Genomic DNA, 17,621 nt, shown 5'->3' on the forward strand with positions numbered 1-17,621 from the left:
CCCGCGGAGCGGGTACCACATCGCTGCGCGATGTGCAAGCGAACACCCGTGCTGCGCACGGGTGTTGCGCTCCCGCTCCGCGCGAGCGCTAGTGGGTTGCTGCGCAACCCACATCAACCCCTTTGCGTAGCAAAGGGGTTGATGCTCCGTTCGCTGCGCTCTCGGAGCTGACGGGACTTCGTCCCGTGGTCGGCCTTCCGCTTCGCTCCAGGCCGACTGTGCCGGGTCCGCTGCGCTCCCCCGGCACGGGACTTCCGGCTGCGCCTTCAGTCCTTGGCCCGCTGGCGCGGGCCGGGCTGGCTACAAGGGGGTGGGGTCAGGCGTTCACGTGGCCGGGGGCAATAGCCCGCTGGGGTGCGGCGTGATGTGCCGGTTTACGTCCAGGGGCCGCCTGGAGATGGTGCAGCCACAGGGAGACAGCGGCGAGCAGGCCGGTGAAGACTGCCAGGAAGAGCAGGGAGACCCACGTCTGCCGGCTCCCTGGGTGCGTCCACCCCGTCCAGAGGGCGGTAGCCGCCCACAGTAGGGCGCCTCCTGTGTAAAAGGGGCGGGTCCGGCGCAGCTGGCGTACGGCCCGCAGGGGCATGAGGTGTTCACTCTTCGGTGCCATGCCGGCCCATGTACCCCCATCCACCCCCCTCACCGAACACTCGGCAGAAAGAGGAGAATGATGCCCGGACCGGAAAGGGCCGGGCAGGGATCACGGTGCGGTGGAGGCTGGCGGCGAGGTGCCGGGGAGCAGTGGACGCATGAAGGTGCGCTCGTAGCGCAGTACGCAACCACTCTCGTCTCTGATGCTGTCCGCTTCGATGAAGTCGGGGTCCTTGCCGAACAGGGTCCGGTACTCCTCGTACGCGGCAAGGCTGGGGAAGCTGAACAGGGCGAGCGCCTTGTCGCTGGCGCCTTCCGCGGGCAGGAAGTACCCGTGGTGTGTGCCGCCGTGACGGTCGACCAGCTCCATCCAGCGTTGCCCGAAACGCTCGAACGCCTCGATCTCTGCTGGATCGATCACGTACTCGACCACGCAAGTAATCATCTTGTGAGGGTAGTGGCCATCGGGGTCAGCAGACTGCTGATGCCGTGTCCGGAGGGGGCATGCAGATTGCCGTGAAGGCCGAGGGTCTGCGCAGGAACAGAAGAGTGAGAGGTCGCATCATTCGCTGTGCTTCATTTTATGTAGTCGGATAGACTCTGGAGTCAGAGTGGACCACCTCCGGGCGGATCCAGAGGGTTATCGATATCCATCACCCGGCCTTGTCGGTGCTCCGGCGAGGAGGAGCAACCAGCCGATCGCGTCAGTCCAACCATCGCCCTTGTGGCTCTTCTAGGTGCAGGTTGGACCTATCCCGCCACTCAACTGACCGGACGACACCCCAGGAGAAGGCGAGCACATATGGCGAGCACAGGCCGCACTGATCAGCGGGAGGCGGTCCAGCGAGAAGCCATTGACGCGGTACTCCGTGCCCTCGAATTGCCTGCAAGATCGCTTGTGCCGGAGCGGGGTCTGCGGACACAGGTGATCATGGCGACCGGGTCCGGGAAGACCCGGGTGGCGGTCCATAGCGCGGAGGAGCTCCACGCGGGCCGTGTGCTGGTGCTCGTGCCCTCGTTGGACCTGCTCGCCCAGACCGAGGCCGCGTGGCGCGAAGGGGGCCGCCGGGGGCCGATGATCGGGGTGTCCTCACTGCGTGGTGAGGAGGTGTCCTTCCCCAACACCACGGACGTGGACGAGCTGGTGGAGTGGACGCGGGGCCTGGAGAAGGTGACCGTGTACGCCACGTACGCCAGCCTCGGTCTGGGCACGCTGGAGCGGGCGCACGCCGGGGGCCTCGCGGCTTGGGACCTGATCGTCGTGGACGAGGCCCATCGCGTTTCGGGCCGGATCGGGAAGCCGTGGGCGGTCGTCCACAGCAACCAGAAGATCCCGTCCCTGCGCCGGTTGTACATGACGGCTACGCCCCGGCTGTGGCAGCTCGGGGACGAGGCCGGCACCCCGGGCGAGTTGGTCGCGAGCATGGAAGACGATCCCGAGGGCCCCTTCGGCAGCCGCTGTTTCACGTTGACGCTCTCGGAGGCCATCGACCGGGGAATCTGTGCCCCCTACCAGGTCGTATGCGTGGACGTCACCGACACCGCGCTCCAGGCCGCGCAGCTCCTGGGCGCCGAAGGCCGCTCGGCAGAGGTCCGCGGGGCCCGGCTCGCCGCGCTGCAGACCGCCCTGGTGAAGGCGTCGGCCGACGAGGGCTTCCGCCGCACGCTCGTGTTCCACCACCAGGTCCGCGAGGCCGAAGCGTTCGCCGCCGGCCTTCCGGACGTCGCCGCGCAGCTGCACGCATCCGACCCCGAGCTGTACCCGAAGACGATCTGGGCGGACTGGCTGTGCGGGGACCACAAGCCGCTCCACCGGCGGCTTCTGCTGGGCGAGTTCGCGGCCGGGATCGCCACGGACGGCACCGTCGTGGAGAAGTGCTTCCTGTGCTCGGTGAAGGTCCTGGGCGAGGGCGTCGACACCAAGCACTGCGACTCCGTCTACTGGGCCGACGTACGTGGCTCGATGCCCGACCTGGTCCAGGCCGTGGGCCGGGCGCTGCGGATGCAGCCGGGCGAGGGCAAGATGGCCAGCCTGGTCGTGCCGGTCCTGCTCGGGCCGGGCGAGACGGCGGACAACATGCTCACGAGCCGGGCGTTCGGCGGGCTGGCCAAGCTGCTGGAGGCTCTGCGGGCGCACGACGCGCGGATCGTGGAGAGCCTCGCGGAGCAGCAGGCCCCGAGCCGCTACAAGCCCGTCAGCAAGGACGAGAGCGGGAAGAGCACGGGCGGGAGCGGCGAGGGCTCGGGGGACGTCAGTGCCCCCGCCAAGGCCCTGCTGAAGTTCTCCACGCCGCGCGATCCGGCCGCCCTTGCCGCGTTCATCAACCTGCGGGTCCTCAACCCGGAGCACGAGCACTGGCGGCGCGGGGTTGAGGCGGCCGTCATCTATGCCCGCGAGTACGGTGACCTTCGCGTGCCGTTCACGTTCCGCGTGCCCGTCGCCGACGACCAGGAGGCGGAGGGCGCGGGGTGGCCGGCCTCGCTCGCCGGGTTCCCGCTGGGACAGTGGACCGCCGACGCTCGCCGCTTCTACGCCCGCGGGGGCATGGACGAGGACCGCGTCGCGCAGCTGGAGAAGCTCGGCATGATCTGGTCGCACTTCGACGTCGCGTGGGAGGAGGGTCTGTCCGCCGCGCGCGGGTGGGCGGCCGAACACGGGCACCTCCTGGCCCCGCTGGACGCCACCTTCCAGGGGTACCGGGTGGGCATCTTTTTGAAGAACGCGCGGGCCGCCGCCCGCAAGGCGCAGGAGATCGAGCAGCGGCGTGCGGAGGGGCTGCCGGTGGAGTCGTCGGCCGGGGCGCTGTCGGAGATGCGGCGCGAGCAGCTGGAGGAGATCGACGCCTCCTGGTGCCCCTCGTGGCCGGTGACGTGGCAGCGGTGCTTCCACCTCGTACGGATGCACCTGGACGCGGGCGAAGCGCTGCCCACCACGGCGGGCGACGTCGTGCGCCAAGGCGAGGACCTCGGCCGGTGGGTGCAGTCGGTCCGGCTCGGCTGGGACCAGCTCACGACCGTGCAGCAGTGGCTGTGCGAGCAGGTCCTCGGGATCGAGCCCGCAGCCGAGAACGAGAAGCCCAAGCGCCGTACACAGGCCGACAAGTGGGCGATGAACTACGAGGCCGCCAAGCAGTTCTACCAGCGTGAGGGGCACCTTCAGGTCCCCAGGAAGCACATCGAGCGGATCGTCGGCGAGGACCAGGAGGAGCGAGAACACAAGCTGGGCGCCTGGATCAGCAACCAGCGCAGCCGGGCCGCGACGCTGACACCGGAGCGGATCGAGCAGCTGTCCGCGATCGGGATGCGGTGGTCCTGATGGTGGGCGTCGTCGTCACCGCGGGCGCCGCGCTCGCGGCCGGCTATCTGCTCGGGCGGCTGCGCCCGTGGCAGCGGCTGGGCGATTGGGCGGCCGATCAGGTCCGCTTCACCGGGGCGTGGGCACGGGGCGGTGCCGCCCGCCAAGCCGTCGTCGTCCTGGTCCACGCCGTCACTGCGCCGCGTACCAGCTGGTGCATCATGCGCGCCCCGGCCACCGACGCCCCGGTGCCGGTGCCCGTACGCGATCCGGACTGGGTCGCCAACCGCTCCCGGGGAGAGCACGAGTAGACGGTAGGTCTCCGACTCCCTTACTGGCAGTCGACTCACTAGACCCCTTTCGAGAGCGCAAGGCCCGGACCAGGCGTCCGGGCCTTCGTCGTGCCCCGGAAACTCTTCTCCCAGTCGCTGCTGTCCGGATCCCGGCTTCCGGCCCCACGGGGTGAAAGAGCCGTGCCCGCCAGGACGAGACGCAAGCACCTGCGCCCTGTCACTGTCCCGCCCGACCTGTCCAACTCACGCCGGAGGCAGTACCGATGACCAGCCGCCAGACACCCGGGGCAACACCCGCACCGATCGCCGCTACGCTGAACACGCCACCCTGGGCCAGGGCCGAGACCTCACAGGGACGCTCTCAGGCAGAGAGCCGCAGCAGGACCGCCGACCGCGCGGCACACACCCCCGCGGACGACACCACGCAGGTGTCCGCTGTCCTCGATCCCTCTGCTCAAGGGAGCAGCATCATGACCCGGGACAACGTTCCCGCGCCCGTCCAGCCGCCTGCCCCCGCGCCCGCCCCGCAGCAGCCGCTGCCGGTGCTGGCCTGACCGCTGCGATAGGCCAGGGCGCCGCCGAAGGCGCCGCCCGGTCCATCACGGCCCGGCTGGTGGACAAGTTCCTCACCAACCCGCCCGACTGGCTCAGAACCCTGTGGCACGCGCTACCGAAGCCCTGGGAGTAGCCGACACGGCCGGGCAGGACGTCCTGCCCGGCCCGTGGTATCCGTCCGGACGTCAGCCGCGGAAGCGGAAGAGCCAGGTGCCACCGGCCTTCTGTTCGGGCACGGCCTGGTCGTGCTCCTGGTGCTCAGAACCTGTCTCGGAGCCTGCTTGGGGGTTCCGAGGCGGCTTCTCAGGCACGAGCCCGTCAGGTCACAGCCGCGGCGACGGCTCTTCAAGAAGCCGGGCAAAGTTCCAGATGCAGCTCCGCGGTGGAGGTCCCAGCATGGGAGGGGCCAGCCCAGACCAACCAGAGGAGTAGTCGTGGGTAAGCAAGATCGACAGGACCCTGCCTCAAAGGCGCAGGGCAAGCGTTCCCGCCAGGAGCCCAAGCGCGAGCAGAGCAAGGGCGAGCGTCCGGAGCAAGACGCGAAGTCGCAGGGCCCTGGCTCTGAAGGCTCCGTTCTTGAACAGATGGAAGCAATGTAGGGGCGCCTCGTTTGTGGTGCCCTCCTGGGTGGCGGTCCAGGCCCTCGGGAGGGCACCTACGTGTGCGTGGGGCGGGGATCTTTGAACCCGAGATTCAAGGTCGGTCTTAAGCGGTGTGATTGAGCGGCTTGGTCTTTGCTGTTGTCACCGGCAGTCCGGGGGCAGCTCACGGTAATTACAGGCCGTCGACGTTGGCGCCCTGCCAGCTCTCACGCAGATACGGCGCAATGTCCGACGGCATGGGGTTTCGGAACGCCCCAGGCAACCGCTGGACCGTGAAAGGCGACCGCCCCGGAACAAGATCGTTCTCACCAATGGCCGCTGTACCGATGTTCCCCGAGGCCGTGCTCACCCGCCCCTCGACCACAGTCCTGGTCGACGAGCTCGCCGTCGAGCACCAGGCCCTCGGGCAGGACGGCGGCCGCGCGCACCAGGTCCGGGAAGCGGTCCTGCAAGGCGCCACCCGGGCCTGGCACCCTCGCGCAGCCGCGGTCTCTTTCGCCTGCTCGGGGCGCCGAGACAGCACGTCGCACGACACGGTGCCGGACGCATGATCCACAGTTCCGGGGCACGTCGGTCGGCGGGAGACCGCGGGCCGGTGCGCGGAGGTGTTGACGTCAGGTGGCGCGCCGGTAGATGGGGAGCACCGTCTTGTGCAGTTTGGTCTGCTGGCTGGCGTCGGCGCAGCCCCAGACGTAGCGGTAGAGGTTGAGTTCGCTGGTGGGCACGGTGTGGGTGAGCTGGCCGCCGATGGCGTTGAGCGAGCCGAAGGGCTTGTGGACCGTGTGGTGGTGGGAGGCTGCTGTCCGCCAGCGGTCCGTGCGGGTGTCGTAGCGCTCCAGGGCGCTGGTGACGCGGATATCGGTGGCGCTGGGGTCCGATATGAGGCCTAGGTTCCAGGAGGCGGTGACCTCGGTGCTGACCTCGGTCTCGGTGGCCGAGGCGCGACGGGTCGTGATCTGCGCGAAGGCTTCCACATGGTGCGCGGTGGTGCGGCTGTCACCTGTGCTGTGGTGGCGTCCGCTGCGCGGGTCGCGCAGCGTGCCGAACTCCATGCCCCGCATCGACGGCGGGACGAAGAGCACCCGGCGGCCGTGGACGCGGGCGCCGGTGAGGATTCCGGTGCCGTGGTGTTCGTCGGTGCCGAACGTCCACTGGAAGGCGTAGTCGCCCAGCCGGTCCGCATCCACCCTCGCGGACAGCGTGACCGGGACCACCGGCTCCAGGCCGGGATTGTCCCGAAAGCTCTCCGCTTCGTCGACCACGATGGTGAAGTGGCCGTTGGTGTCCCGCCGCAGCAGCTTGAGCCAGCCCCGCGACCGGTACGTTCCGGTGCGCTTCCACGGTGCGCCCCCGCTCTCGCTGACGCGGTGGTGGGCCATGCCCCGCACCTGGCCCCGCACCCGGCGCTTGCCGTCGCCGTCCGGCTCGTCGATGTCGACCACCAGGTGTGCGTCAGCGCGCCAGCGGCCCACCGCGTTGGAGCCGCCGATGCGGTGCCAGCCCACCCGCGCCCGGTCCTCTGCCGGATCGCACAGACGGATCACACCCGCCCCGGCAGGCTCCGGCGCCTCGATCGGCACCTCGGACTCGGCGCCGTCCTGCACCTGCTGTGTCTGCGTCGTCATGCCGCCTCCGTCCGGTTGCGTACGAAAGATCACGCAACGACGCCTGCTCTGCTCGTCCGCTACTCACGCGTCACTTTTCAGCCCCACCCCGTTCACGGTGCTGCCGCACGCCAGGGAAGCGCTCACGCCCACGACTCAGCCCCCTTTGACATGTCGGCATCACAAGCAGGTTCTCAACGCGAACGACCCGCTCCGGGTCTTCCTCACGCACACCCGCCACTGGCCAGCATCATCCGCAACCCCGCACCCTCAGAGAGCGCAGCCTCCTATAGACGTCCCATCACGCCTACGAGAAAACCAAGATCAATCCCACGCAACTACCGGACCGCAGGCCAAACACCCGAACAACCAAACCGAACACGCCTCCAGCCCACGCCCATCACGCCTAAACGCAACGGCCTCAGCTATCCCGAATCCCACTCCAAAGACGGGACACCAGACCAAAGCACTCCAGTCCTCTGAAGACCACTGCTCCATCACAGCCGGCAAACTGCGGGCGCTGGCCGCCCTCGGACTCGAATGGGCGGCGTGAGCTAGGCGCCGCGACCCGGCTGGGGGTCATGGCGTCCTAGTACTTCTTGCCCTTCTTCATCCTGCGAGTACGCCAGACGCCGATCGATCCGGAGATGAGCGTGATGACGACGAGCATGATCGCGCCAGTGGGCCAGAACGGCGTCGGGTTGTCTGCAGCCAGATACAGGTGATTCACAGCCTGACCTCTTCCGTCGGTCATGGGCCAGGCTTCGTCAGCCGCAGCCGCTACTGGCCGGTTACCCGCGTTGTGCCGTGGCGCCACATCGTCGGGCAGCCCGGCTTCGAGCTGGAGTGGACGGCCGCGGAAGGAGCGGCCTAATGAGCGCGAGGGGCCATGCCGGAATCGGCGTGGCCCCTCGCGCTGGAGCGCCTTCGAGCGAGCGCTAGGCATGTCGCGCCTCGGACTCGAATGGGCAGCATGAAGCAGGGTGTTGCAGACATGACCGGCCGACTACACGAGCCTGGCTTCGTTCGACAAGTCCTGTCGTCCGCGCTACGACTTCATGTCACTGCGTCCCGCTGGCTAGCGCACGGAGGTGGTTGGGCTAAGGTCTAAGGAGTCGTACATTTGCAGGCGTTGGCGCCGTCCCGGCCCACCTCGGAGGGGTTCCGAACACAGGCACTGAGCAGTCGGGAACGAGCAGCGGGGCCGGGCAGGGTGATCCTGTCCGGCCCCGCTGTTGGCGGGTCAGCCGAAGTCGAGCGTGTCCTGGGCGAAGTCGGCCGGGGCCGGGGTGGGCGGGGGCGCCGGCGGTCCGGCCGGGCGGGCGGCCTTCCAGCGTTCGGCCAGCTCGTCCTTCCAGCCCTTCGGCGGGGGCCACGGAACGCCCCAAGCGGCGAGCTGGTCGCGCTTCCAGCCGCCGGCGGACGTGCGGGCAGCTTCGACCTCTTCGGGTGAGGGCAGGTCGGTCATGGTCAGCGGCCGCCCATGAGGAACAGGGCCGACGCCGGGTTGGCGAGGCTCTTGCCCAGCTGCTCGCTGTCGGCCTCGGCCGCGACCGTCCGGAGTTCCGCGGCGGTCGTGGCCACCTCGGTCTTCACGTCGCCCCGCTCGACCGTGACCTTATCGCTCTTGGCCAGGAGTTCCAGGACGTCGGCGGTCTGCTCGAACGCCTGCGGGAGCCGCTCGACCAATGACTTCAGCGCCTGGGTGGTCTCCGACAGCGCGGGCGCGGACAGCTCCTTCGCGTCGTCCAGCACCACGCGGTTGAACTCTTCGATCATGTCCCGGGCCTGACGCACCAACTGCGCCGGATCCGTCTTCGCCGCCATGCGCTCGCTCCTCGCCGCTGAAATGGTGGCCCTCAGTCTCCCAGAGCGAGAACGGCGACTACGAGGGTTCTCCCCCGCTCGCCGGGCCCCAGCCCTCCAGGAAGGTGGTCAGGGCGCGGCGTTGCTCTTCTTCGCGGGCGATCTGCCGGGTGAGGACGTCGCGGTCGACGTACGGGGCGACGGCAGCGAGGACCAGGTGCTGGAGTTCGTCCGGATCCAGCGCCTCCACCTCCCACTGCACTGGGCGGCGGGGGTCAAGCCCGTAGCGGCGGGCGAAGGCTGGCCAGCGCGGGTCGCCGTGCTTACCTTCGGTCGCGGGCAGTTCGTAGGCGCGGACCTGCTCGTAAGTGAGCAGCACTGGTTTCGGCACGGCCGGCCGACTCGCATCCTTCGCCGGCCTCTCACCTGTGCCGCGGGACTCCGGCCGCGTCAGCGGCAACATGCGTCGACCACGCCGCTACCACCGCGGCCTACTCCGGGCCTTCTACCTCTCCGCGATGGCCAGTCTGAGGACCTGCTCCGCCTCCCAGGCTGACTACGGGCGCAAGCGGAACGAGGGAAAGGGACACAAACAGGCCCTGCTGGCGTTGGCCCGTCGACGGGCCAACGTCTTGTGGGCCATGATCCGCGACGGAGAGTGCTATCAGGTACTACCAACCGTCACGACGGCGGCTCGACATCGTCATTGGGAAGTTCTTTATCTTGCGTCCGCACCGTACGGCGCGGACGCAAGATAAAGAACAAGCTCAGACGAGGGGCGCACGGTGACGTTGGCCCTCTGTGGCCCGTTCGGGCGAACATCAGGGAGGGAAGGCTGCCCGGGATGGAGAGAAGCACACGAAGAGGGGCGGAGCCATCGGCACCACGCAGGCACTGGAACAGGACCGGCGGCTGGGCGGGCTGCTGCACGAGGTGCAACGCCAAGCCGTATGCGGAGCCGAGCCGAACGCGCGAAGGGTGCTGGAGTGGCTGCGCCGGCAGACCGGCGCCCACATCGCACTGATCGCTCCCGACGTGCGCACGGTGGAGTCGTCCACCGCGGCGTTTCCCTCAAGGACGCTGCGGCCGATGGCGCCACTTCTCGCGCGGGTGCGCGATGGGCGGCTGGCCACGGCCGCGACCCAGGCCGAAGGGCTGCATGTCCGATGCGAGGCACTCGCGCTGCCCGAGCCCCGCCCGGTGCTGGTAGTCGTCTGTTCCGAGGAATTGCCTCCGGACACAGCTGTTCTGATCTCCCACACTTGCAGCGTCCTCACCCTGCTGCGCCAAGCCGGTGACAGCGGCCGTCTCCAGCGTGACTATCAACGCAAAGCGCGTCAGCTCCGGCTCGCCGTACTGCACGGGCTGTTGGCGGAAGGGCCGATGCTGGCCCGCCGGATGACCAGCGGGGCCGTGCCGCCACTGCTGGAGGCCGACCGGCTGCGCGTCCATCTCCTGCGCTGTCCGCCGGCCGACCGTGACCGCATCACCCAGGCCCACGAGGACCCTTCCGGCTACCACGGACCGGACCTGATGGTTCACTGCCCGGTCTTCAAAGAACATCTGATCTGCCTCGTCGCAGACGACGCGGGAGAAGACCACTCGGGCGGTCGGGCACCCGCGCTGAGTGAGACGCTGCGCTGCCTGGTACGCGACAACCCGCGCTATATGCTGGGTATCAGCGGTGCGCACCCTTTGGGGGCCACCGCCGAGGCGTACGGTCAGGCTGCCCACGCCTTGGCTGCGGCCCGTGCCACTCCCGGCCGCGTGGCCTTCTATCACGGCCGGACACCACTGGTGAGCATCCTTCCCCAACAGCCCGCCGCCCACTGGGCCCGCGCGCTTCTGCGGCCGCTGGACTCGGTCCCAAAAACGAGCGCCGACATCACCCGCCTGGTGATGGTCGCTCCCCGGTCCGGCGTGGCTCGCCTGCTCGGGCTGAGCCGCAACACCGTCACCGCGCATCTCAAACACGCGGAACAGGCCCTCAGCCAGAACCTCAAGGACGTCCGCTGCCGCGCCGCCGTTCACCTGGCCCTCGCACTGAGCAGTTCCTGCGCCGGCTCCGCGGCCGACGACCACCACCAGCCACCGCCCACGTTGGATGACTTGCTGCGCACCGTACCCGCCGCCGCCTGGGCTGGGACGTTCCTCGGTTCCCTTCAAGCCCGGCATCGGCGCACTCTGCAGGTGTGGCTCGACGCCAATACCGACGCCCAACGGGCCGCGCATCGGCTGGGGGTGAGCCGCAACACCATCCGGGCGCATCTACGCACAGCCGAGGCCGTGCTGGGCGTCGATCTGCTCACCCACGGCACCGGCGTCTACGACATCGTCCACGCGCTGCACATCCTTGAGATCCAGACCGCGGTGAGCACCGTGCACGACTGACGCCTGTTTCTGAGCACCGTGCACCGTGGTCGCCCAGTGCGGGTTCTCCTAGCCTGGGGTTACCGGAATAGCCGGAAAAGGAGCATAGAAGACGACCGGTGCCAGTAACCGCATCGTCGTGAATGCCCGCAAAGCTGCAATACGCGATACGCCCGGCTGCCGGAGAACAACGGACGGCAACCGCCGGCTCCGCTGCAGCCGTCAACGCCCGAGCGGGGCCAGCCACCGTACAAGGGGGAAGAACGTGACCGTGTCCGCAAATCCCGTACTCAAGCACGTCAGGACCGCAGCCACCGTGGCGGCGCTCGCGACCGCCGCCACCCTGGCGGGCCCGGCGCCCACCGCGAGCGCGGGCGGTTCGTGCCGACCGCCCCTGTGCTCGCAGACCTGGAACGACAGCGGGAAGGGCTTCTACGCCCTGAAGAACTGGTGCGAGAGCAGCGGGAGCACCGGCAGTTACACCACCAAAAAGCCGACATGCGGCAACCAGAAGAGGAACTGGCTCTCCCCCGGAGAGCGGACCAAGGGCACTCAGGACTGGGACGTCTTCCAGGTGAAGAGGGGACGCTGCTTCAAGGTCGACTTCCAGCTCACCCCGGGCTCCGACTTCTCGAAGAAGTACAACCGCAAGAACAAGAAGACCATCTACGTCAAGGTCGCCAACAACGCGTTCGCCAAGGTCCGCAGCTCCACCTGCTGATCCGGCCAGAAGCGCCGCACCGGGCACCGCGGGCCACCGGCTTGCGGTGCCTGCGCCGTGCAGCCCTGGCCCCTCGACCTACCGGAGCGCTGTAACAAAACCTGCCGGGACACCCACACCGCCCGCCGCTGCCGGCAGGCCCGCACCCGACACCGGTCAGTAGCTGTGCGGGAACCTGCGGCCATTGACCGCAACGGCCCAACAACCTGCGAATGCAAGGAGATGCCGCCTCCAGCCTGGTCAACGGCTGCGCTAAGGACCACAGCGGGTCAGATGTCGAGGGAGCGAAGATGGCGGCGAAGGACATCGCGAACCGTTGATGTCGTGTCCCTGTGTGCCTGTCTGGCTGCTTGGTAGTCCGGCGTCGGGACGGTGGCGCCGGAGGCGAGTACCTCGCGGATGTTGCGGAGCGAGGTGTACATCGCGTCGACCGCCGCCGTCACCTCTTCGCTCGCTGTGAGAAGCAGCCGTTCCCGTGCCTCGTCACAGCCCGATGCCTGGTATACCTGCCGGATCCTGGCCGCCCTCGCCTGTGGGCTCGGATACTCCTCGTCGGCGGCCAGGCGCATCGCCTCGTGTGCCTGGCGGAAGGAGACGAGACAGTCCGCGTACAGGTTCCGGCGGTCCTGCAGCCTGTTGTCCTGGGCGGTGCGCCGCCATCGCACGTGCTCGCCGACCAACGTGGCACCCACCCCGAGCACGGCCCCGAGCCCCGTCCCGATCAGACTCGACCACTCCACACCATCGGATGGTGCCACGGGAGCCCAGAGCACGGAATGCCGCCAGTCACCTTCGAATCATAGGTTCTCGCGCCAGCTACTCAGCTTGTTCTTTATCTTGCGTCCGCGCCGTACGGCGCGGACGCAAGAGGGTGTTCATTGTGACGCTCGGCGCCGACCTGGCCGTTCTGACGTTCACCCTCGGTGACGGGGGTGCCGACGCTTAGGGCGTGCGAGAGCTCACCTCCCGGCGGCGGTCCCCACTCTTGGGGCCGCCACCTCGCCATTCGGTCAACAGCGACTCGGCGACGTCATCGAGGCTGTGCGCGAGCCCAAGTATCTCGCCGGCGACGCGCCCTCAGCGACCTCGCAAAACGCACGGCTGCGCCGTCGACTTCCTGCTTCTAACCGACAAGCAGCTCAGGTAATCATCGAGGCAAAGCCCATTCCGGTGAGTGAGGGGACCGATCCCAAAAGGGGTCGGCGCTGGCCCTCTTCGCGCAGGATCCCAGGTTGCTCCCCTGCCGAACTACGGGGCGACCGGGGCGAGTCGGTGGTGACGGAATCCCTTGTCCACCGCGTCGTAGCCGCGTTGAGATTGAGCAGCAACACCCACGCCTTCGACGGCCGTCTCCCGTCGAGCGCACGTGATCTGTCCAGGGTGCCCGTCAACCTGCTTCTCGACGTCGTCGACTGTCTGCTCTACCTCGATGTCGGTGAGGTCGCCCATCACGAGTACCTCGTCAAGCACCCGAACTCAGCCTCTCCCTTGGCGGCAGTACTCTCTAGGCCCCCGAAGTTCGTGGATCCAGTCAACACACTGGACGCGCTCCTCGGTGATGCCGCCTCCGCCTACCAAGTTCGCGAGGCCGACGATGCCTCGCACGCCGGCCTGGAGCGGGTTGTCGACGCCACCGTCGCCGACTCCGCCCTCATGGCCATGCAGCAGGCCGAATCCTCCGGCCGCGACGATGCTAGCTTCTATCTACGCAGTTCCTGGGCCAAGGCGTACGCCCTGCACCCCGACGCAAGTGGCGCTTACGTCGATGCGGTGCGGGCGGTGGAAGATGTCGCGATCCCCCTGTACGCGAGCGCCGATCCCCGGGCGAACCCTCGGCTCCGTCATCCGTGAACTGGATCGCAACGCAACGGCCTACTTGATGGTGATCCTCGACAACAATGCAGTCCCCGCCAAGGTCGAGACGATCCTCTCCCTCATGAAACTCCTCTGGCACGGACACCGCGACCGACACCCCGGAGGACAGACCAGCGCACCCATCACCCCGGAAGCCACCAAGGCCGCCGTCCACATCGCGGTGCTCCTCGTTCAGCTCCTCAGCACTTCCGGGGTGACGAGGAGCCTTCCGCCTCAACCGTGACAGCCCACGGCAAGAAGTGAAGCCGCTACCTCCTGGCACTCCGGCCGCCCTGTTTGAGATAACCACGGACGATGGCCTCCTGGCCGCTGCGAGGCCGGAAGTAGACGCGCTGCTGCGCTGCCTCGATCTGAAGCCGGTTGAGGAATCCGACCGTCTCCTCGGTGGCAGTACTCATACCGTTGCGGGGCGTCCTGCCGACCAAGAGATGCTTGGGGCCGAAAGGCAACACGATCGCGGTGGAGTCACCAATTGCAACAGGGAAAGTGGTTCTGGTTTCACTCTGCTGAATAGCCAGGGCCGGGGTGTCGCCCAGGAGGAATTCCCCAGCCGCGGGCACCAGGATCTCCAACCCTGCGCTGCTGATCATCTCCTTCGCCTTGTCGAAGGTGACCTCGATCCGCGCCCGGAAGTCCGCGCCGTTCTTGAAGTTCGTCAGGTGCGGACTCAAGATCTGGTCCGCCGCCGCAGCCAGGCCCTGCGGTCCGGGAAGGTGAAGTCCGCTACGTTGCAGTACCGCGAGGCGCAGCAGGTCGGACTGATCGGTAAGCAGGGCGGTGCGGTGCTCGGTGTAGACCTTGGCGAAGGTACGTTCATGGACGTTGCGGAAGTGCAGCGAGCGGACCAGATGCAGGGCGATCAGGTCCTTCAGGGTCTGCACATGCTGCTCGTGCTGGAAGACGTCGCCCCGTTCCACCGCGCGCGCGGCCTCGGGTATCCGTGTCTCAAGCTTGCCCCACACCTGTTCCAGGGAGGCGGAAGCGAAGCGGGCGAAGTACTTGACCTTGCCGCACTCGCGCGGACTCGCCACCTTGTGCAAACGGTCGGGGTGGTCAAGGTCGAAGGGCACGAGCTTGAACCCATGGCTGCCGAACGGAGTGGCGAAGCGCTTGAGCAGCACCTTGGAGATCACGTGCTGGCCGACCACGTGGCGATTGGCCTCGGGCCGCAGTTCCTCGATCCGGGCATCGATCTGCTGCGCCGCCACCAGCCACGGATTGGATGATCCCTCGTTCATACGCCCAGTGTGGCAATCAGGTCCGACAGGCGAGACGCATTTTCCGTCTGCCCTCAGCGCGTGATCGCCCGACAGCCGTAGAGGGAGCCGGTGAAACCGGGCTGGCACGCCGACCGGATCAGCATGGTCAGCAGGAAGCCCTGACGGGCAGGACGTGCTCCCAACCCAACACCCACCAGTCGTTGTGCATGGCCAGGTCCCGGCGCGGCCCGGGAACAGACGTCTTCTCAGTCATCCGCAGCTCTTCCTTCGAAGACACCTCGATGCTCGCAGCGTGCGCAGCGAGACGCGGCAGGTTCTCACGGACGTCCCACCCATGCCTGGTGCTAGGGGGCGACGTGCAGCTGCTTTCGGAGACGGCCACGCAGGACACCGACGCGGGTCCGGCCCTCCAGGACCTGCAATCCGCTGTTCACCGGATTCAGGAGGCGCCGGTCGATGAGGAGCGGCGGGCGCAGCCACGTCCCGTGGTCTTCCAGTGCCGGCCGACTTCCGGGGGTCGCACCTTGACCCAGTGCACCGGGTGCTGTGCGACGTGCTCGATCAGTCCGGCTTCGCTCTCACCGGTCGGCATGGTGTGGAAGTCCGCGGTCGGGATCGTCTGAAGCGTCCAGGTGATCGCACTCAGCTCGAGGTGGCCGTAATCGTCCACAAAGGGGCCGTGGTCGCCGCGCTCGAAGAGGAAGTCCCGCAGCACTTCGTCCGGCCACCGCAGGTTGGCCAAGGCCGGATCAGTGCGGAAACGTTCGAAGCTGCGGCCGCCGTTCTGACGGCGCTCCATCAGCGAACTGAGGTCCTTGAGGTTCATGCCACCAGATCTACCGGAGATCGCTGACGGTGTTCCCCCTGTTCCCGGTCTGGTGGGGTCTTGTCGACTGCCTGGCGGCGGTCACGGCTTCTGTGAGGCGGTCCAGCCGGGCGTAGAGGGCCTGTACGAGGCGGGCGCGGTTCTGGACGCAGCACGCGGTGCCCTGGAGCGGGGCGGACAGGCGTCCGTCGGCTTCGCGGAGGATGACTTCGGCGAGGGCGCCGCGGCCGTCGCTCTTGGGCAGGGCGGCGGCGAGCCGCCGGACGTCGGCAGCGAGAGCGCGGGCGTGCCCGGTGAGCTGGAGGGCGATCTGCTCGTAGCCGCAGGGAGCGAGGTCCGGGTCCTTCCAGGCGAGGACGCCATCACCGCCATCCACGACGGCACCGAACGCATCACCAAACGATCACTCGAAGCCATCCGCCTCGACCACCTCGCCGAAACCTACCACCGCCCCCGCCGAGGCCGATAGGCCCGCCTGCCAGACAGGCAGAACACCCCTGACCAGCACAAACACCAGCCAGCCCTTTACACGCTAGAACTACCTACAACAGCCCCAGCCCCGCTCAGCACAGAACACATAACCCCAGCCCACACACCCCGGCCACCCCCGTCGAACCACCAACTCCGCCTCTCAACACACCCACAACACCCCAGGCCGCCAACAACCCGGCACACCAACAAACCCCCCTCCGAGTGTTAATGGTGATCGCTCAGGTCTCCGGCTCGATGTCGGCTGGGTGGTGTGCATGGACGAGTACACCCAGCGCCGGGGCCGGGATGGAGCGTCAAATGTTCGGCAGGGCCCGCTTCCCGCTCGTCCAACGCGAGCCCTTCTGGCATGACCGATCGCGGTTTGCACCGCATCATGTGCGAGTCCTGGGGCACCCCTGGTGATATGCGTGTAGTGACGCTCAACGTGTGGGGGGTCCGAGGTGACTGGTCGGCCCGCCGGAAGGTGCTGGCCGAGGGGTTTGCGCAACTGAGGCCGGATCTGGTCGCCCTGCAAGAAACGGTGGTAACCGATGACTATGACCAGGTACGGGACCTGCTCGGCGAGAACTACCATGTGGTGCACTCCGCCGCCCGGGAAGCTGACGGGCAGGGCATCTCGGTAGCCTCCCGCTGGCCGCTGAACGAGGTGCACGAGCTGGATTACAACGTCTCGTCCCGCACTGGCGATTTCGCTTGTACCGCGCTGGTGGCCCGGGTAGAGGCGCCGTCGCCGTTCGCGCCGCTGCTGCTGGTCAATCACTTTCCGGATTTCCAGATCGACCATGAGCGCGAGCGGGAACTGCAGGCCGTGGTCGCCGCCCGGTTCCTGGCGGAGCGGCCGGAACCGCACATAGTGCTGGCCGGCGACATGGACGCCGACCCGGACGCGGCCAGCATGCGCTTCTGGCGCGGGCAGCAGTCCCTTGAGGGCATCAGCGTATGCTTTCGCGACGCCTGGAACGAGGCCCACCCCGGGCAGCCAGCCCCAGTGACCTATACGCCGGACAACGACCTTATGAGGGACCCGTGGTGGCCGTTCCAGCGTATCGACCACATTCTGGTCGGCGGGGGCGACGGCACGCCGGGCCTGTCCGTGATCGGCTGCGAGCGCGTCTTCGACACGCCGGTGGGCGGGGTCTGGCCGAGCGACCATTACGGCCTGCTGGCGGACCTTACGGTCCGCTGAGCGCAGCGGACCGTAACCATGCCACGGCAGCCCTGACGCAATACAAGAGCCGCACCGGCTCCCTGACCGTCCCCCGCAGGCACGTAGAGACGCTGCCCGAGGGGACGGAGGTGAAGTTCGGGGCGTTCCTGTCTAACACAAGAGCCGCCGGGCCAAGCTGACCACCGACAAACCCGCCGCGCTCG

General features: G+C 68.0%; 17 protein-coding genes and 1 pseudogene. 8 read left to right on the plus strand and 10 right to left on the minus strand.

Annotated features, from left to right (window positions below; all coding sequences use genetic code 11):
* Positions 1 to 700: 700 nt before the first annotated feature.
* Complete coding sequence (locus tag ACZ4Z4_RS25315; RefSeq protein ID WP_468331532.1) at positions 701 to 1,036, minus strand: NIPSNAP family protein; 336 nt, start codon at positions 1,034 to 1,036, stop codon at positions 701 to 703.
* A gap of 357 nt (positions 1,037 to 1,393) precedes the next feature.
* On the opposite strand from ACZ4Z4_RS25315, the gene ACZ4Z4_RS25320 reads away from it, so the two are divergent.
* From ACZ4Z4_RS25320 to ACZ4Z4_RS25330, 3 genes are all read left to right on the plus strand, one after another.
* Positions 1,394 to 3,907 carry a helicase associated domain-containing protein gene (locus ACZ4Z4_RS25320; RefSeq protein WP_468331535.1) on the plus strand — a complete coding sequence of 838 codons (2,514 nt, stop codon included), beginning with the start codon at positions 1,394 to 1,396 and terminating at the stop codon, positions 3,905 to 3,907.
* Positions 3,907 to 4,197 carry a hypothetical protein gene (locus ACZ4Z4_RS25325; protein WP_468331538.1) on the plus strand — a complete coding sequence of 97 codons (291 nt, stop codon included), beginning with the start codon at positions 3,907 to 3,909 and terminating at the stop codon, positions 4,195 to 4,197. The genes ACZ4Z4_RS25320 and ACZ4Z4_RS25325 overlap by 1 nt, the downstream gene beginning before the upstream one ends.
* Before the next feature lie 1,450 nt (positions 4,198 to 5,647).
* The gene (locus ACZ4Z4_RS25330) at positions 5,648 to 5,887 is read left to right on the plus strand and encodes a hypothetical protein (protein WP_468331541.1); all 240 of its coding nucleotides are present in this window, start codon (positions 5,648 to 5,650) and stop codon (positions 5,885 to 5,887) included.
* A gap of 63 nt (positions 5,888 to 5,950) precedes the next feature.
* Here ACZ4Z4_RS25330 and ACZ4Z4_RS25335 read toward each other — a convergent pair whose 3' ends face one another.
* The 5 genes from ACZ4Z4_RS25335 to ACZ4Z4_RS25355 all read right to left on the minus strand — a co-directional run bounded on the left by ACZ4Z4_RS25335 (position 5,951) and on the right by ACZ4Z4_RS25355 (position 9,137).
* Positions 5,951 to 6,961, minus strand: a complete 1,011-nt coding sequence (locus tag ACZ4Z4_RS25335; RefSeq protein ID WP_468331544.1) for a hypothetical protein — start codon at positions 6,959 to 6,961, stop codon at positions 5,951 to 5,953.
* A 568-nt stretch (positions 6,962 to 7,529) separates the two neighbouring features.
* Positions 7,530 to 7,670 carry a hypothetical protein gene (locus ACZ4Z4_RS25340; protein ID WP_468331547.1) on the minus strand — a complete coding sequence of 47 codons (141 nt, stop codon included), beginning with the start codon at positions 7,668 to 7,670 and terminating at the stop codon, positions 7,530 to 7,532.
* 513 nt (positions 7,671 to 8,183) lie between these two features.
* Entirely contained in the window at positions 8,184 to 8,408 is a 225-nt protein-coding gene (locus ACZ4Z4_RS25345; protein WP_468331550.1) for a hypothetical protein, read from the minus strand.
* A gap of 2 nt (positions 8,409 to 8,410) precedes the next feature.
* Positions 8,411 to 8,767, minus strand: a complete 357-nt coding sequence (locus ACZ4Z4_RS25350) for a hypothetical protein (RefSeq protein ID WP_468331553.1) — start codon at positions 8,765 to 8,767, stop codon at positions 8,411 to 8,413.
* A gap of 58 nt (positions 8,768 to 8,825) precedes the next feature.
* Complete coding sequence (locus ACZ4Z4_RS25355) at positions 8,826 to 9,137, minus strand: hypothetical protein (RefSeq protein ID WP_468331556.1); 312 nt, start codon at positions 9,135 to 9,137, stop codon at positions 8,826 to 8,828.
* On the opposite strand from ACZ4Z4_RS25355, the pseudogene ACZ4Z4_RS25360 reads away from it, so the two are divergent.
* The 3 genes and pseudogenes from ACZ4Z4_RS25360 to ACZ4Z4_RS25370 all read left to right on the plus strand — a co-directional run.
* A pseudogene (locus ACZ4Z4_RS25360) lies at positions 9,130 to 9,441 on the plus strand (transposase); the annotation flags it as partial. The gene ACZ4Z4_RS25355 and the pseudogene ACZ4Z4_RS25360 overlap by 8 nt on opposite strands.
* A 106-nt stretch (positions 9,442 to 9,547) precedes the next feature.
* The gene (locus ACZ4Z4_RS25365) at positions 9,548 to 11,137 is read left to right on the plus strand and encodes a helix-turn-helix domain-containing protein (RefSeq protein ID WP_468331559.1); all 1,590 of its coding nucleotides are present in this window, start codon (positions 9,548 to 9,550) and stop codon (positions 11,135 to 11,137) included.
* A 244-nt stretch (positions 11,138 to 11,381) separates the two neighbouring features.
* Complete coding sequence (locus ACZ4Z4_RS25370; RefSeq protein WP_468331562.1) at positions 11,382 to 11,837, plus strand: hypothetical protein; 456 nt, start codon at positions 11,382 to 11,384, stop codon at positions 11,835 to 11,837.
* A gap of 269 nt (positions 11,838 to 12,106) precedes the next feature.
* Here the strand turns inward: ACZ4Z4_RS25370 and ACZ4Z4_RS25375 are convergent, their stop codons facing one another.
* Positions 12,107 to 12,610 (minus strand): hypothetical protein, encoded by a 504-nt coding sequence (locus ACZ4Z4_RS25375; RefSeq protein ID WP_468331565.1) that lies wholly within the window; start codon positions 12,608 to 12,610, stop codon positions 12,107 to 12,109.
* Positions 12,611 to 13,154: 544 nt separating this feature from the next.
* Here ACZ4Z4_RS25375 and ACZ4Z4_RS25380 point away from each other — a divergent pair.
* Positions 13,155 to 13,688, plus strand: coding sequence for a hypothetical protein (locus tag ACZ4Z4_RS25380; RefSeq protein ID WP_468331568.1), 534 nt, complete (start codon positions 13,155 to 13,157; stop codon positions 13,686 to 13,688).
* 272 nt (positions 13,689 to 13,960) lie between these two features.
* On the opposite strand, the gene ACZ4Z4_RS25385 is transcribed toward ACZ4Z4_RS25380, so the two are convergent.
* The 3 genes from ACZ4Z4_RS25385 to ACZ4Z4_RS25395 all read right to left on the minus strand — a co-directional run bounded on the left by ACZ4Z4_RS25385 (position 13,961) and on the right by ACZ4Z4_RS25395 (position 16,134).
* Entirely contained in the window at positions 13,961 to 14,950 is a 990-nt protein-coding gene (locus ACZ4Z4_RS25385; RefSeq protein ID WP_468331571.1) for a DUF4238 domain-containing protein, read from the minus strand.
* Between the two features lie 421 nt (positions 14,951 to 15,371).
* Positions 15,372 to 15,758: a hypothetical protein gene (locus ACZ4Z4_RS25390; protein WP_468331574.1), complete on the minus strand. Its 387-nt coding sequence runs from the start codon at positions 15,756 to 15,758 to the stop codon at positions 15,372 to 15,374.
* Between the two features lie 10 nt (positions 15,759 to 15,768).
* Complete coding sequence (locus tag ACZ4Z4_RS25395) at positions 15,769 to 16,134, minus strand: DUF6415 family natural product biosynthesis protein (protein ID WP_468331577.1); 366 nt, start codon at positions 16,132 to 16,134, stop codon at positions 15,769 to 15,771.
* Between the two features lie 462 nt (positions 16,135 to 16,596).
* Here ACZ4Z4_RS25395 and ACZ4Z4_RS25400 point away from each other — a divergent pair, with 462 nt between their 5' ends.
* A complete protein-coding gene (locus ACZ4Z4_RS25400) occupies positions 16,597 to 17,436 on the plus strand; it encodes an endonuclease/exonuclease/phosphatase family protein (protein ID WP_468331580.1) in 840 nt (279 codons plus the stop codon).
* Positions 17,437 to 17,621 lie beyond the last annotated feature (185 nt).

Source organism: Streptomyces sp. NPDC030245 (genome assembly GCF_055572995.1).

Bases quoted from the DNA above. Each gene is read 5' to 3' on its own strand.
- ACZ4Z4_RS25400 (WP_468331580.1), top strand. From the start codon at position 16,597: ATGACCGATCGCGGTTTGCACCGCATCATGTGCGAGTCCTGGGGCACC.
- ACZ4Z4_RS25315 (WP_468331532.1), bottom strand. From the start codon at position 1,036: ATGATTACTTGCGTGGTCGAGTACGTGATCGATCCAGCAGAGATCGAG.
- ACZ4Z4_RS25350 (WP_468331553.1), bottom strand. From the start codon at position 8,767: ATGGCGGCGAAGACGGATCCGGCGCAGTTGGTGCGTCAGGCCCGGGAC.
- ACZ4Z4_RS25330 (WP_468331541.1), top strand. From the start codon at position 5,648: ATGGCCGCTGTACCGATGTTCCCCGAGGCCGTGCTCACCCGCCCCTCG.
- ACZ4Z4_RS25390 (WP_468331574.1), bottom strand. From the start codon at position 15,758: ATGAACCTCAAGGACCTCAGTTCGCTGATGGAGCGCCGTCAGAACGGC.
- ACZ4Z4_RS25385 (WP_468331571.1), bottom strand. From the start codon at position 14,950: ATGAACGAGGGATCATCCAATCCGTGGCTGGTGGCGGCGCAGCAGATC.
- ACZ4Z4_RS25325 (WP_468331538.1), top strand. From the start codon at position 3,907: ATGGTGGGCGTCGTCGTCACCGCGGGCGCCGCGCTCGCGGCCGGCTAT.
- ACZ4Z4_RS25320 (WP_468331535.1), top strand. From the start codon at position 1,394: ATGGCGAGCACAGGCCGCACTGATCAGCGGGAGGCGGTCCAGCGAGAA.
- ACZ4Z4_RS25345 (WP_468331550.1), bottom strand. From the start codon at position 8,408: ATGACCGACCTGCCCTCACCCGAAGAGGTCGAAGCTGCCCGCACGTCC.
- ACZ4Z4_RS25335 (WP_468331544.1), bottom strand. From the start codon at position 6,961: ATGACGACGCAGACACAGCAGGTGCAGGACGGCGCCGAGTCCGAGGTG.